This window comes from Dactylosporangium sp. CA-152071 (genome assembly GCF_050936335.1).
In the GTDB taxonomy this organism is placed as follows: domain Bacteria; phylum Actinomycetota; class Actinomycetes; order Mycobacteriales; family Micromonosporaceae; genus Dactylosporangium; species Dactylosporangium maewongense.
This window is the reverse complement of the sequence record NZ_JBNJMZ010000001.1, coordinates 3,356,753-3,370,106: the sequence shown is the minus strand read 5'-3', so window position 1 is coordinate 3,370,106 and position 13,354 is coordinate 3,356,753. Positions and strand designations below refer to the sequence as shown.

Here is a 13,354-nt window from a genome sequence, read left to right as displayed (position 1 = left end):
GACCCATGAGTATCCGGGTCGTGGTGGCGGATGACAGTCTCCTGGTCAGGGAGGGTGTCAAGGCACTGCTCAGTGACCAGGCCGACCTGTCGGTGATCGGACTCGCCGCCGACCACGGGGAGCTTTTGTCCACTGTGGAGCGGTTGGCGCCCGATGTCGTGGTCACCGACATCTGCATGCCGCCGACCAACACCGACGAGGGCGTCCGGGCCGCGATCGCGCTGCGGGGCAGCCACCCGGCGATCGGCGTGGTGGTGCTCAGTCAGTACGACGACCCCGCGCACTCGACCGCGCTGCTGCAGGACGGGGTGGCCGGCCGGGCGTACCTGCTGAAGGAGCGCCTGGCGCAGCCCGGCCAGCTCGCCGACGCGGTCCGGGCGGTCGCCGGCGGCGGCTCCGTCATCGACCCGCGGATCGTGGAGACGATGGTCACCGCCCGCGCCCGCCCGGCCGGCAGCGCGCTGCGCCACCTGACCGCCCGGGAGCGGCAGGTGCTGGCGGAGATGGCCACCGGCGCCAACAACTCCACGATCGCGGAGCGCCTGTTCGTCACGGTCCGCGCCGTCGAGCGCCACATCAACTCGATCTTCGCCAAGCTCGGCCTCGTCGAGGAGGGCGAGACCCACCGCCGGGTCGGCGCCGTGCTGCTCTACCTGGCCGATCGCGACTGAGACGTGCCTTGTGGTGCGTGCACCACAGGCGTTCGTGGTGCGGCCGTCGTCGCCCGCCGGTGGGGGAGCGGGCAGGCTGGGCGGGTGGACGAGGACCTGAGCGAGCTCCTGCCGCGCGGGTTGCACCGCGTGGAGGACGCGGCCGGCGTGCACCTGACCGGCGTGCGGGACGGGTTCCGGGTCGACATCCGCCACACCGGCGGCGCCATGGTCACCCGGGTCGCGGCGGCCGTGCCGGAGCTGCAGGCCCTCGGCAACGCGGCCGGCACGCTCGTCCCCGACGCGGGCGCGCCGCCGGCGGCCGTCGCCGCGCTGTGCCGGGCCGGGTCGTCGTGGCGCGACGTGCGCGTCAGCGGCGGCCCCGGCGGGCTCGTCGCGGTCCGCCGGTCCGAACTGTCCGGGTACGCGCACGACCTGCGCCTGCTGGAGACCCTCGCCACCGCGCTCGGCGGCACGCCGGCCTAGAGCCGCCGTTCGGAGCGGCTGTTCAAAGGCGCCGCTCAGAGCCGCTGCTCAGGGCCGCTGCTCAGGGCCGCTGCTCAGGGCCGCTGCTCAGGGCCGCTGCTCAGGGCCGCTGCTCAGCGGCGCTGTTCAGAGGCGCTGTTCAAGGACCTGGCCGGGCCAGTCGACGCCGGTGGCGAGGCGGACCGTGAAGGTCTCGGTCGGGGTGAAGCCCTGCCGGCGGTACCAGCCGACCAGCGCCTGGTCGTCGCCCGCGTAGCAGTCGACCCGCAGCAGCCCGATCCCGCGCCGCACGGCGAGCACCCGGGCGTGGTCCAGCAGCGTCCCGCCCAGCCCGCGGCCCTGCCGCGCGCGGTCGGTGACGAGGAGGTTCACGTACAGCTCGGGCTCGTAGACGACCGGGATGTGCTCCGGCGCCTCGCCGACCACGATCGCGCCCACCGCGGTGCCGTCGATCTCGGCGACGTGCAGGTGCCCCTGCGGGACCCACCGCATCATCGCGGTCAGCCGGCGCGGGTTGGTCGAGTGCGGCTCGGTGCCCCACTGCCCGGTCCGGCCCAGCCCGACGAGCCAGCGGGTCGCGCCGTCCATCAGCCCCAGGACGGGCTTGACGTCGGCGAGGGTGCCCGGCCGGACGTACGCCTCCTCGTCCCGCAGCGAAAGCTCCAGCTCCACCTCGTCGCGCAGCGGGATGCCGAAGTCGCCGGCCTCGGCGATCTGCGGCTTGCGGCGGCGGGCGCGCTGCACGGCGCCGGGGTGCACGGCCCGGACCCGCAGTCCCCGCCGCTGGTAGAACCGCAGCGCGTCCAGGTTGTCGCTGGTGGTGATGAGCCACAGCCGGCTGCATCCGGCGTCGGCCGCGACCGCCCGCGCGGCGTCCAGCAACGCGGTCCCGATCCCGGCATGTGGACGGACGGCGTTGAGCGTGACGATTTCGAGGCCCGTCGCCGCGACCTCATAGGTGAGAAGGCCCACCCGTTCGCCCGTTGCGCTTTCGGCAACGAGTCCTGGCAGCCGGTCGGCGTCGCGACCGTTTTCTCCCGTGATGACGTGGACCGCACCGTATGCATTGGTGAGCAATTCTTGCAACCAGGACAGGTCGCCCTCGGCGACCGCTCGGACCAGCACCTGCGTACCCTATCCGGGAAATTGAATTTCGCGGATGCTGGCAAATTCGCGACACTCCGAGAAGTACTCCGTTGGGCCATGATGACGTTGGGCATCACCGGGGAGGGGGCGGACCTTGGACGGACTCACGCGGGCACGCACGCCCGGCTGGGTCGTCGGCGTCCTCGCCCTGGTCCTCGCGATGCTGTTCGGGGCCACCGTCGGCTCGCCGGCGTCCCATGCCGGGATCGTCCACCAGCTCCTCACGTCCAGCCCCGTCCCGTTCGCCGTCGGTCACCATCACCACGAGCCGTCGTCGGACGGCGATGACGACGACGAGCGGCAGCCCCTCATGCTGCACGCCGAAGGCGAGCAGGTGGACACCCCCGAGGTCGCGGCCCACCACGCCGCGCAGCTCACCACGGGCGTCATCGCGCAGCTCATGCCGGCTTCCGGTGTCGAGCCGTCCGCGGGCGCCCGCACGGGCCACGCGCCCGCCCGCGCCGCACTGCAGGTCTGGCGCACGTAAGCCGAACTCCCACCCTCGTCGTTGTTGTCACCTCGACACGGTTGGAGTGATGTCATGTCCGCACCCGCGGACGCTATTCGCAAGCGTTCGGTCATCGTGACCGGCGCCTCGAGAGGGCTCGGCGCGGCCCTGTTCCACGCGCTGCAAGCCGACGGTGCCAGGGTCTTCGGCCTGGCCCGTGCCTTCCCCTCGGAGCAGCAGGTGCTCGCCGCTCGGCATCCGGCGTCGGTACGGCTGCGCGCCACCGACCTCGCCGAGGCCGTCAGCCTCCCGACGGAGGCGGAGCTGGCCGCGTTCGTCGGCGGGACCGCACCCGAGGACGAGGTCGTCCTGCTGCACAACGCCGCGACGGTCGAGCCCATCGGCCTGGTGGGCGAGCTGGCCCCCGAGGACGTGTTCGCCGCGGTCCAGGTCAACCTGGTCGCGCCGATCCTGCTCACGAACACCTTCCTGTCCACCTTCGCCCGCGACCCGGGTCCCCGCCTGCGGATCGTCTACGTCGCCTCCTCCGCGGCGCACCGCAGCTACCCGGGCTGGGCGACGTACTGCGCCACCAAGGCGGGCGCGGAGGCGTTCATGCGCTGCGTCAGCGAGGCGGCGAGCCGCTCCTGCACGGTGGAGATCGTCGACCCCGGGGCCATCGAGACGCAGATGCAGCGGACCCTCCGCGAGCGCGGCACGGGCCTGCCCGGCCACGCCCGCCTCGTCGAGCGCCACCGCGTCGGCGACATCGCCGACCCGGCGACCGTCGCCAAGCAGCTCGTCGCCCGCCACTTCCCCCCGTTGGTGGCGATGGCGGCGTCCTGACCGCAGGCCGTCGAGGGCCGGTCGGCGACGACCACCGACCGGCCCACCTCGAATCCCGTCGGGCGACCCGACGGCGGCGACCGCCGTGTGTGGCGGACCGGTCGCTTGGGTACCGTGTCGCCATGCCGGACAGCCCACCTCCAGTGATCGTCGTGATGGGTGTCGCCGGGACCGGCAAGACCACCGTCGGGGCGCTGCTCGCCGGGAGGCTCGGCTGGCGGTATGCGGAGGCCGACGACTTCCACCCGCCGGCCAACGTCGCCAAGATGGCGGCTGGGCAGCCGCTCACCGACGAGGACCGCGCGCCGTGGCTCGCGGCGATCGGCCGCTGGATCGACGAGCACGCGGCCGCGGGCACCCCCGGGGTCGTGTCGTGCTCGGGGCTGCGCCGGGCGTACCGCGACCAGCTGCGCGACGGCCGCCCGCAGGTGCGGCTGGTGTTGCTCGAAGGCTCCCGCGAGCTGATCACGCGCCGGCTCGCGGCCCGTCACGGTCACTTCATGCGTGTGGAGATGCTCGACAGCCAGTTCGCCGCCCTGGAGCCGCCGCAGCCCGGCGAGGACATCCTGGCGGTGTCGATCGACGCCACCCCCGAGCAGATCGTCGACGAGATCGTGCGGGGGACCCGCCCGCGGTGAGGCCGGCGCCCCGGTCGTGCGATCAGGGGGTGAGGATGCCGGCGGCCGTGGCCGCGGCGACCCAGGTGTCCCACTCGTCGGCCATCGCCTCGGCGAACTGCAGGTCGCTGCACGTCAGCAGGTCGAGCGCCTCGGTCGAGTACTTCGTGTCCACGTTGTCCAGCAGGCGCTTGGAGTCGTCGAGGTCGTCGAGGGTCTGGAAGTACTCGACGGGCTTGACGGCGAGCAGCTTCAGGAAGACCGGGTAGCGCGCCAGCTCGCACACCACCTTGGTCGTCGCGCGCTTGCTGTCCGGGCTGCCGTCGGCGACGACGACGCAGAAGATCGGAGCCGTCGTCCGCTCCGCCTCGGCGAGGACCACGGCGAGCGCGTCGGCGAGGTTGGTCGTGCCCATCCAGCCCTGGTTGATCTCGCGGTCGACGACGCCGCTGTAGTTGTCGACGGTCACCGCGACCGTCGGCAGGACCTTCGTGTCGAACGGGACGACCGGCACGGTGCCGTCGATGTCGATCTGCAGTGCGAAGCCGAGGGCCCGCTCGACCAGGGTCTGCACCGCGCCGGACTTGTAGTCGGGGCGCATCGAGCCGGAGTGGTCGAGCACGAGCATCGCCTGGGCGCGGATGCCGCCGAGCCCGCGCCTGCTGAGCGCCAGGCCGGCCTTGTCGGCGCGTTTGGCGAGGTCGACGTGGCCCGACTCGCGGACCTTGGCGAGGTTGACCGCGGGCGCCCCCGACGGCTCCTTGACGAGCTGCACGGCCCGCGCCGCGGTCAGCTGCGTTCTCCCGGCCATGCCGCCACCCCCTGTACGTCAGTAAAGGACAACGGTAACTCCTGCGGGTGTGTCGACATTCGTACACCCGGGCGAAGGACTGAATTGAATGTGGAACGGCATTCACAGACACTCACAGGAGTGAATTCGTAAGGGCGGCTGAGCGCTTCTTATCCGACGCCGGCCCGGTCGGCAAGTCCTGTTTCACGCGGACGGCGCCATTGTTTGCTTCTCCTCGGCAACCGCCGACCGTCGCAGGAGGAGCACGTGAGACTCGCGTCATTACTCAGCCTGGTGCTGACCGCAGGGGCGGTGACCGTCCTCGCGACGGCAACCGCCGCGCAGGCCACTCCAGGTGTCACCCCGACCGGTGTCAGCCTGACACTGGGACCCGGCCAGTCGGCCGACATCGCCAAGCACGTCGAGACCGCGCCGGTCCCGCCGAAGCCCGACATCGTCTTCCTGGCCGACACCACCGGCAGCATGACCGGGCCGATCGCCGACGTGCGCGCCAACGCCGCGTCGGTCATGGGGCAGATCGCGGCCGCGCAGCCGCAGGCGCGGTTCGGGGTCGCGGAGTACAAGGACTTCGAGGACTCCGCGCCGTTCACGGTCCGCCAGGACATCACCGCCGACCAGGCGGCGGTCCAGGCCGGCATCGACCAATGGGTCGCCGGCGGCGGGGGTGACCTGCCGGAGGACAACCTCAACGCACTGTTCCAGCTCGCGAACGGCGCCGTGCACTTCCGCGACGGCGGCACCCGCATCGTCGTGGTCTTCGGCGACGCCCCGTCGCACGACCCGAGCCTCGGCCACGGCCTGGCCGACACCGTCGCGGCGCTGAACGCCGCGCACATCCGCGTCGTCGCCGTCGACGTCGGCGGCATGAACGCCGGCGGCCAGGCCGAGGCGATCACGTCCGGCACCGGCGGCGTGTACCTGCCGGACGTGCCCGCCGACCAGGTCAGCGCCGCGATCCTCGCCGGCGTCCAGGCGATCCAGGTCAAGGTCGCCCCGGTGGTGTTCGACTGCGACGGCAACCTGTCGCTGACATTCGACCCGGCCTCGAAGACCGTCGACAGCGGCGCGACCGCCGACTTCACCGAGCACGTCACGGTCGCCGGAGGTGCCGCGCCCGGCACGTACACCTGCAAGGTCGACTTCCAGGTCGACGGGGTCAGCCAGGGGGCGGCCTTCATCCAGACCCTGTCGGTGACCGTCCTGACCATCGCGATCAACGACGTCGTCGTCGACGAGAACGCGGGCAACGCCACGTTCACCGTCTCGCTCTCCGGCCCGGCGACGTCGCCGGTCAGCGTGCACTACGCCACGGCCGACGGCACCGCCACCGCCGGCGCCGACTACACCGCGGGCAGCGGCACGGTCACGTTCACGCCGGGGCAGACCAGCCGGCCGGTCACCGTGCCGGTCGTCAACGACGCGGTCGACGAGCTCGACGAGAGCTTCACCGTCAACCTGTCCGCGCCCGTCGGCGCCGCGATCGCCGACGGCACCGGCCTCGGCACGATCGTCGACGCCGACCGCAACGGCACGTTCTCCTGCACGGCGCAGGTCCTGCGGGTCGGCCCGCTGTCCTCGCCGGCGGCGAACCCGGCCAACGTGCCGTGCGCGGACGACAGCAAGGTCCTCGCCCAGCTGACCCTCGACGCCGGCCTGATCAAGGTGGAGTCGAAGACCCTGGACGCGAACGCGGCGCTCACCCCCGACAACCTCGACGCCGCACCCGCGGCGGGCGACAACGGCACGGCGAAGGCCACCGTCGAGTCGGTGAAGATCACCGTCGGCGGCGTCGCGCCGGTCACGATCGAGCTCGGGCTCATCCAGGCCACCGCGAAGGCGACCTGCGCGTCCGGCCCGGGCGGGCTCGCGCCGGTCCTCAGCGGGTCGTCGAGCATCGCGTACCTGAAGATCAACGGCATCGCGGTCACGGTCGGCAGCGCACCGCTCACCGTGCCGCTGGTGGTCGGCTCGCTCAAGCTCAACGCGACCACGACCACCCCGAACAGCGTCACCCAGCAGGCCGTCGTCCTCGACACGCTGCTGACGGACGTGGTCATCAGTGAGGCACGCGCCGACATCCACGGCAGCGCCGCCAACCCGACCGGCAACCCCTGCCGCGTCTGACCGTCACCGCGGCGCGGCCCGCCCCTTCTCCTGGGGGCGGGCCGCGCCTGTTCGCGTCTGCGGCAGGTGTGCGACCAGCGCCACGTCACACCGCCCCGCCTTCGGGAACATTCCCGGGGACGGCGTTGTTGACCATGACTTGTGACCGAGATTCCGCTTTCCGTCCTTGACGTCGCGCCCCGCGCCGCGAACGCGTCCGCCGGCGATGCCCTGCGCAACACGACGGAGCTGGCCAGACGCGTCGAGGCGCTCGGATACCGCAGGTTCTGGGTCGCGGAGCACCACAACATGCCCGCGATCGCGAGCTCCACGCCCGCGGTGCTGCTGGCGCACCTGGCCGCCGCGACGTCCACGATCCGCGTCGGCTCCGGCGGCGTGATGCTGCCCAACCACGCGCCGCTCGTCGTCGCGGAGCAGTTCGGCACCCTCGAGGCGCTGCACCCGGGCCGCATCGACCTCGGCATCGGCCGGGCGCCCGGCACCGACCAGCACACGGCGCTCGCGCTGCGCCGCACCATGGAAGGCCTGTCCGCGGAGCACTTCCCGGAGGAGCTGCAGGACCTCATCGCCTACTTCACCGGCGACGACACCGGGCAGCGCATCCTCGCCTCACCCGGGCGCGGCGACAAGCCCGACGTGTGGCTGCTCGGCTCCAGCGGCTTCAGCGCCCAGCTCGCCGGCCTGCTCGGCCTGCCGTTCTCGTTCGCGCACCACTTCTCCAGCGCCAACACGCTGCCCGCGCTGAGGCTCTACCGCGACAGCTTCCGGCCGTCGCAGTGGCTCGACGCCCCCTACGCGATGGTCGCCGTCAGCGCCGTCTGCGCCCCGACCGACGAGGAGGCCGAGTTCCTCGCCGGGCCGAGCCAGCTGTCGTTCCTGCGGCTGCGCTCCGGCCGGCCCGAGGCCCTCACCACGCCGGAGGAGGCGGCGGCCTACCCGTACAGCGACCGCGAACGCGAATTCGTGCTGGAACGGCGCGAGGGTCAGGCCCTCGGCTCGCCGGACACCGTCCGCGCGCAGCTGACCGGGCTGCTGGACCGCACCCAGGCCGACGAGCTGATGCTGACCTGCATGGTGTACGACATCGAGGCCCGCGCCCGCTCGTTCGCGCTGATCCGGGAGCACGTCGCGGCGCACCTGACCCGCTAGGCCGGCCGGTCCGACATGCGGCGGGTCAGTTCGGCGGCCCGTCGCAGCTGCACGGACCTCGCCGTGCGCACCACGTACCGGCGCAGCAACGACGGCGAGTCGACCGTGATCGTCTCCGTGACCTCGGTCCCGGCCCCGGACGGCGCCAGCGTGACCGCCGCCCGCAGCCGGACCCGGCCGGGCGAGACGACGTCGCTGACCACCGCCGGTGCCGCCGGGTCGAGGGTCATCGTCACGCGGATCCGGTTCGTCCAGAAGCGGAACCGTTCGAGGGCCACGTAGCCGACCTGGTCGCCGTCGGTGCGCACGTCGCGGACGGCCACGACGAGCGGCGACAGGCCCACGTACGAGTGCGGGTCCGCCAGGTGCTCGAAGACCCGGGCGGGCGGGGCGGCCACGAGGAACGTGTGAGCGAAGGCATCGACGGACATGGGCTCAGACGGTAGCGTGGCCGATCTACCGTCGGTTGGCCTTTCCCGGCGGTTGGTCGGATGGCGGTCGCCCCGATCATCGGCGAGGATGGCGGACGATCTTGCGCGTCGTGCGCAGGCGGCCGGCTGACATCGGCGGCCCGTTCGGCGGTTCTCCGAGGCGAGGTGAGGCAACGTTGAATAAGACCTGGGTTCGGCTGCGACCGGTGGTCGAGAGCGATCTGGGGATGTTCCGGCGGTTCGTGACGGAGCCGGGGCTGGCCGGCCCGGCCTGGTCCGGCTACCGCGAGCCGACCGGCCCGGCCAGGCGCTTCGCCGAGGACGGCTTCCTCGGCGAGCACGACGGCCGGCTGATGGTCGAGGCCGACGAGACCGCCGCCGGCTACGTCAGCTGGGAGGCGACCGGCACCGGCTGGTCGCGGTACTGGAGCATCGGCATCATCCTGCTGCCGGAGTGGCGCGGCCGCGGCGTCGGCTGGCGCGCGCAGACGCTGCTGTGCGACTACCTGTTCGCCAACAGCGCGGCGCCGCGGATCGAGGCCCGCACGCAGCCGGAGAACATCCCGGAGCAGAAGGCGCTGGAGAAGGTCGGGTTCCTCAGCGAGGGCATCCTGCGCTCCGCGGAGTTCCGCGACGGCGCCTGGCGCGACGTCCTCGTCTACGGGAAGCTCCGTGGAGACCGATAAGCGTTCGCTGTTCGTGTACGAGGTGTACGTCGGCGAGCGGCTGCGCCATCTGGTGTCACCGGTCGAGCCCGACGATGCCGCGGAGTACGGGCTGTCGCCGGAGGCGGTCGTCGGGCTCCTCGCCGTCGGCGTCGACGGGCCCGCCGCGATGCAGCCCGACCACTTCGAGGAGAACCCGGCGTTCGTGCGCTTCCTGCACGAGATGATCGCCGACGACGTCTTCGTGGTGCCCGGCATCCGCGAGCAGGCCGCCGCGGTCGGCGGGCACGGCTGGGTGGACCTGCTGGACGCCCGTACCCCCGACCCCTCGGGCGACGTCCCTTCGTGCGACGTCATCGGGAGCGTGGAGGTGCGCGACGGCGCGCTGGTGCCGATGTCCTACCGGCCGAACGACCACCACCGGCTGCTCACCGAGGACGGCTTCTTCCAGCTGCCGGAGGAGCTGGAGATGTCGCTGCTGAAGCGCCTGCACGCTACTATGTGCTGATCGTCGTCAATTGGGCACGCAACGTGCTCTTCGCCGCGCTCGTCGTCCTCGCGCTCGCCTGTGAGGGTGGCGGGGGTCCTGCCGGCCCGGCCCCGTCGTCCGGCTCCATGGCCATGGCCGCCCTCGGTGACTCGCTCACCACCGCGTTCGCGTCGTGCCTCGCGCCCTCGCCGTGCCCGCGCAACTCGTGGTCGACCGGCGACGGCACCCGCGTCGACAGCCACTACCGGCGGCTCCGGCCGTCGTATCCGGGCCTGCGCGGCGTCAACTCGGCCCAGGGCAGCGCCCGCGCCGACGCGCTCGCCGCGCAGGCCCGCACCGCGGTCACCGCGAAGGCCATCTACGTCACGATCCTCATCGGCGCCAACGACGCCTGCCGGCCCACCCTCGACGCGATGACCCCCGTCGACACGTTCCGCCGCCAGGTCGACGACGCCCTCGCCGTGCTGAAGGAAGGCATGCCGCAGGCCCGCGTCCTGGTCGTCAGCATCCCCGACATCAACCGGCTCTGGGAGGTCGGGCACACCAGCCAGGTCGCGGTGAAGGCGTGGTCGCTCGGGATCTGCCAGGCGCTGCTCGCCGCGCCCACCTCCACCGCACCCGCGGACGTGGCGCGGCGCAAGGCGTTCGGGGCGCGGGTCGACGCCTACAACACGCAGCTCGCCGCCGCCTGCAAGGCCTACGGCCCCCGGTGCCGGGACGACGGCGGGGCGGCGCACCGGGTCGCGTTCACCCTCGACATGGTGGTCGCGCAGGACTTCTTCCACCCCAACTCCGCGGGGCAGAACGCGCTGGCGAAGGCGACCTGGCTCGGCCCGCCGGACTGGTGAGGTCCGACCCCCTGTGCGTTCGTCGCGCGGGCGCTACGCTCACTCAACGGCCCGCCGCGACGTTGCGGCGGCAGGTGGGAGGCGACGGTATGTCCGCGGACCCTACGGTGTGGCGGGTGAAAGGCATGCCGCTGGCCCACGCCACCGGGCACGGCCCGCTCGACGGCCTGCGGGTCGCGGTCAAGGACCTCTTCGAGGTCACCGGCTTCGCCGTCGGCGGCGGCAACCCCACGTGGCTCGCGTCCGCCCTGCCCGCCGCCGAGGACGCCCCCGCCGTCGCCCGGCTGCGCACCGCGGGCGCCACCATCCAGGGCATCGCGCACACCGACGAGCTCGCCTACTCCCTGTCCGGCACGAACGTCCACTATGGTGCCCCGCCCAACCCTTCGGCACCCGGCCTCGTCACGGGCGGCTCCTCCAGCGGCCCCGCGTCGGCGGTCGCGACTGGGCACGCCGACATCGGCCTCGGCACCGACACGGGCGGCTCCATCCGTGTCCCCGCGTCCTGCTGCGGCCTCTTCGGCCTGCGCCCCACCCACGGCGTCGTGCCCACCGGCGGGGTGCTGCCGCTTGCGCCGTCGTTCGACACCGTCGGCTGGATCACCGCCACCGCCTCGCACCTGGCCCTCGTCGGCTCCGTCCTGCTGCCGTCCGGGCCGTCGGCGCCGCCGTCGCGGCTGCTCGCCGTCGGCGAGGTCCCCGGCCTGACGGGGGACTCCCTCTTCGGCCTGCCGGTCTCGCCCGTCACACTGTCCACCTGGGACGATCCCGACCCGCTGCTGCTGGCCTTCCGCCGCGTGCAGGCCGCCGAGGCGTGGCGGGCGCACGGCGAGTGGATCACCGCGCACCCGCGGGCGCTCGCGGTCGACGTCGAGGACCGGTTCCGCTTCGGCGCGTCCGTCACCGCCGCCGAGGAGGCCGAGGCCCGGTCGTTCCTCGCCGGGCTGCGGGCCGAGCTGCTCGACCTGCTGGCCGACCGCGACGCCTGGCTCGTCCTGCCGGCCGGCGGCCCCGGCCACCCCCGCGACCTGAGCCCCTCCGCCCGCGACGCGTGGCGCCGCGACACGCTGCGGTGCGCGGTCCCCGCCAGCGCGTATGGCCTGCCCAGCGTCTCCGTGCCGACCTCCTCGACGCCGCCGGCCGGGGTCGCCGTCATCGCGCCGCCCGGGCACGACCTGGGCCTGCTCGCCCTGGCGGCACGCCCCCTGGCCTGAGCTCCGCGCGGTGCGTCCCGTGCAACCTCGGCACCCCCTCCCGACGTCTGTGTCGTGACACCGGCGCCCTGCCGGGATGGATGAAGACCGATCTCGCCGTCGGCTTCGTGGTTGCCGACGGGGGGCACGATGGCTGAGTCACCCCTCACCGCCCCCGGAGCCGCGATGACCGACGACCCGGCCGTCGACACCGACGCCCACAGTGGACATGCCACCACCGCCGGTCCTGCCCGCGGAGTGCTGCCTGCCGCTCCGGCCTCGACGCTGTCGCTGTCGTCCAGTGTGGCCGCTGCCGTCCCGGGGCGACGCCGGTGGCCGCTCCTTGGCGACGGCGCGGGCGCTGTGTCCCGCGAGGGCACCGCCTCCTGGCCGCGGCGGTGGCTGCTGCTCGGCGGCGCGGGTGCTGTCGTCGCCGCCGTCGCGGCGGCGTTGGCGCTGCTCCCGGGCGGCGACCCGGCGCCGACATCACCCTCGGACGTCTTCACCGGCCTGCCGGCCCACCAGAACCCGTCGGGCGGCGCGTCGCCGTCGCCCGGCGCGGCCGGCGCGGCCGGCGAGGTTCAGGGCGAGCTGATGGTCGACGTGCCGCGCCCACCGGCCGCGACCGGCGAGGCCGCCGCGGAGGCCGGCCCCGGCAGGATCGGCCGCCCCCTGGTGCTGCACCTCAGCGTGGACCGGCTGCCGTCGCCGTCCTTCGGCGTCACCTACCAGCAACTCGTCCGCGAACGCCAGGAATCCCTCACCTTCCACGGCTCCACCGGCGCCGGCGACGGGCTCGCCGGCACCACCGACCGGCTCGCCGGCACCACCGTCCGGGTCGGCGTCACCACCGACGGCTGGGAGCCGCAGATCGGCGCACCCACCCCGGTCACCGTCGCCGGCCGGCCCGCCGTGCTGACCTCCTCCGACGGCACCACCGTCATCCGCTGGCAGGACGCCGACGGGCTGTGGCTGCAAGTCGTCACCACGCTCGACGAGCCGCGCGCCCTGGTGTTCGCCACCGGGGTGCGCCTCGACCGCGCGTACCGCTGCGTCGTGCCCTACCGGCTCACCAACCTCCCCGACGGCATGCATGCGGACCGCTGCACGATGACGTTCCTCGCCGGCGAGACGCACACCATCCTCGACCTCACCGACGGCACGTCCGACCTCAGGCTGACCAGCGTCCCGCAGCAGGCGCCGGCCCGGCTGCCCGCCATGGACACCACGATCGGTGGCCACCCGGCCCGCCTCTCCGAGCGCACCGCCGACGGCCGGCGGATCCTCGAGGTAATCGTCGACGAGGGCGTGGGGGTGCTGCGGGCGACCGCGTCCGGCGCCTACGACGCCGGCGTGGTGCGCTGGATCCTGGACGACTGCGTCTGGACCGGCGGCAACACCGTCGCGGCGTGGCCCGCCAGCCCGCTGCCCTGAGCGGGACGACCGCCGC

General features: G+C 73.3%; 15 protein-coding genes. 12 read left to right on the top strand and 3 right to left on the bottom strand.

The genetic code is table 11. The features are described from left to right. Window positions 1-5: 5 nt before the first annotated feature. Together ACQEVZ_RS15035 and ACQEVZ_RS15030 are read left to right on the top strand one after the other, a co-directional pair. Window positions 6-671, top strand: a complete 666-nt coding sequence (locus tag ACQEVZ_RS15035; RefSeq protein ID WP_433366664.1) for a response regulator transcription factor — start codon at window positions 6-8, stop codon at window positions 669-671. Between the two features lie 84 nt (window positions 672-755). Beyond that, window positions 756-1,136, top strand: coding sequence for a hypothetical protein (locus ACQEVZ_RS15030; RefSeq protein WP_433366661.1), 381 nt, complete (start codon window positions 756-758; stop codon window positions 1,134-1,136). Window positions 1,137-1,262: 126 nt separating this feature from the next. Here the strand turns inward: ACQEVZ_RS15030 and ACQEVZ_RS15025 are convergent, their stop codons facing one another. After that, complete coding sequence (locus ACQEVZ_RS15025) at window positions 1,263-2,261, bottom strand: GNAT family N-acetyltransferase (protein ID WP_360569363.1); 999 nt, start codon at window positions 2,259-2,261, stop codon at window positions 1,263-1,265. 115 nt (window positions 2,262-2,376) lie between these two features. Between ACQEVZ_RS15025 and ACQEVZ_RS15020 the strand changes: the two genes are divergently transcribed. The 3 genes from ACQEVZ_RS15020 to ACQEVZ_RS15010 all read left to right on the top strand — a co-directional run bounded on the left by ACQEVZ_RS15020 (window position 2,377) and on the right by ACQEVZ_RS15010 (window position 4,214). Continuing rightward, window positions 2,377-2,769, top strand: coding sequence for a hypothetical protein (locus ACQEVZ_RS15020; RefSeq protein WP_433366656.1), 393 nt, complete (start codon window positions 2,377-2,379; stop codon window positions 2,767-2,769). A gap of 54 nt (window positions 2,770-2,823) precedes the next feature. After that, window positions 2,824-3,576: an SDR family NAD(P)-dependent oxidoreductase gene (locus ACQEVZ_RS15015; protein ID WP_344502728.1), complete on the top strand. Its 753-nt coding sequence runs from the start codon at window positions 2,824-2,826 to the stop codon at window positions 3,574-3,576. Window positions 3,577-3,698: 122 nt separating this feature from the next. Further along, complete coding sequence (locus ACQEVZ_RS15010; protein ID WP_433366652.1) at window positions 3,699-4,214, top strand: gluconokinase; 516 nt, start codon at window positions 3,699-3,701, stop codon at window positions 4,212-4,214. Window positions 4,215-4,236: 22 nt separating this feature from the next. Here the strand turns inward: ACQEVZ_RS15010 and ACQEVZ_RS15005 are convergent, their stop codons facing one another. After that, window positions 4,237-5,004, bottom strand: coding sequence for a VWA domain-containing protein (locus ACQEVZ_RS15005; protein WP_433366649.1), 768 nt, complete (start codon window positions 5,002-5,004; stop codon window positions 4,237-4,239). A 246-nt stretch (window positions 5,005-5,250) separates the two neighbouring features. Here ACQEVZ_RS15005 and ACQEVZ_RS15000 point away from each other — a divergent pair, with 246 nt between their 5' ends. Together ACQEVZ_RS15000 and ACQEVZ_RS14995 are read left to right on the top strand one after the other, a co-directional pair. Next, window positions 5,251-7,128: a Calx-beta domain-containing protein gene (locus ACQEVZ_RS15000; protein ID WP_433366646.1), complete on the top strand. Its 1,878-nt coding sequence runs from the start codon at window positions 5,251-5,253 to the stop codon at window positions 7,126-7,128. A 141-nt stretch (window positions 7,129-7,269) separates the two neighbouring features. Further along, window positions 7,270-8,277 (top strand): LLM class flavin-dependent oxidoreductase, encoded by a 1,008-nt coding sequence (locus tag ACQEVZ_RS14995; protein ID WP_433366643.1) that lies wholly within the window; start codon window positions 7,270-7,272, stop codon window positions 8,275-8,277. Here the strand turns inward: ACQEVZ_RS14995 and ACQEVZ_RS14990 are convergent. After that, entirely contained in the window at window positions 8,274-8,708 is a 435-nt protein-coding gene (locus ACQEVZ_RS14990) for an SRPBCC family protein (RefSeq protein WP_433366640.1), read from the bottom strand. The genes ACQEVZ_RS14995 and ACQEVZ_RS14990 overlap by 4 nt on opposite strands. Before the next feature lie 206 nt (window positions 8,709-8,914). On the opposite strand from ACQEVZ_RS14990, the gene ACQEVZ_RS14985 reads away from it, so the two are divergent. From ACQEVZ_RS14985 to ACQEVZ_RS14965, 5 genes are all read left to right on the top strand, one after another. After that, window positions 8,915-9,394, top strand: coding sequence for a GNAT family N-acetyltransferase (locus ACQEVZ_RS14985; RefSeq protein WP_344502722.1), 480 nt, complete (start codon window positions 8,915-8,917; stop codon window positions 9,392-9,394). Beyond that, window positions 9,381-9,881, top strand: coding sequence for a hypothetical protein (locus ACQEVZ_RS14980; RefSeq protein WP_344502721.1), 501 nt, complete (start codon window positions 9,381-9,383; stop codon window positions 9,879-9,881). Before ACQEVZ_RS14985 ends, ACQEVZ_RS14980 begins: the two co-directional genes overlap by 14 nt. Continuing rightward, a complete protein-coding gene (locus ACQEVZ_RS14975) occupies window positions 9,881-10,711 on the top strand; it encodes an SGNH/GDSL hydrolase family protein (protein WP_433376766.1) in 831 nt (276 codons plus the stop codon). Before ACQEVZ_RS14980 ends, ACQEVZ_RS14975 begins: the two co-directional genes overlap by 1 nt. Window positions 10,712-10,836: 125 nt before the next feature. Further along, window positions 10,837-11,925, top strand: a complete 1,089-nt coding sequence (locus ACQEVZ_RS14970) for an amidase family protein (protein WP_433376763.1) — start codon at window positions 10,837-10,839, stop codon at window positions 11,923-11,925. Between the two features lie 129 nt (window positions 11,926-12,054). Continuing rightward, window positions 12,055-13,338, top strand: a complete 1,284-nt coding sequence (locus ACQEVZ_RS14965) for a hypothetical protein (RefSeq protein WP_433366636.1) — start codon at window positions 12,055-12,057, stop codon at window positions 13,336-13,338. The last annotated feature ends 16 nt before the right edge of the window (window positions 13,339-13,354 follow it).

Coding starts and splice junctions, on each gene's coding strand:
- ACQEVZ_RS14965 (WP_433366636.1), top strand. CDS start 12,055: ATGGCTGAGTCACCCCTCACCGCCCCCGGAGCCGCGATGACCGACGAC.
- ACQEVZ_RS15005 (WP_433366649.1), bottom strand. CDS start 5,004: ATGGCCGGGAGAACGCAGCTGACCGCGGCGCGGGCCGTGCAGCTCGTC.
- ACQEVZ_RS15015 (WP_344502728.1), top strand. CDS start 2,824: ATGTCCGCACCCGCGGACGCTATTCGCAAGCGTTCGGTCATCGTGACC.
- ACQEVZ_RS14970 (WP_433376763.1), top strand. CDS start 10,837: ATGCCGCTGGCCCACGCCACCGGGCACGGCCCGCTCGACGGCCTGCGG.
- ACQEVZ_RS15010 (WP_433366652.1), top strand. CDS start 3,699: ATGCCGGACAGCCCACCTCCAGTGATCGTCGTGATGGGTGTCGCCGGG.
- ACQEVZ_RS15035 (WP_433366664.1), top strand. CDS start 6: ATGAGTATCCGGGTCGTGGTGGCGGATGACAGTCTCCTGGTCAGGGAG.
- ACQEVZ_RS14990 (WP_433366640.1), bottom strand. CDS start 8,708: ATGTCCGTCGATGCCTTCGCTCACACGTTCCTCGTGGCCGCCCCGCCC.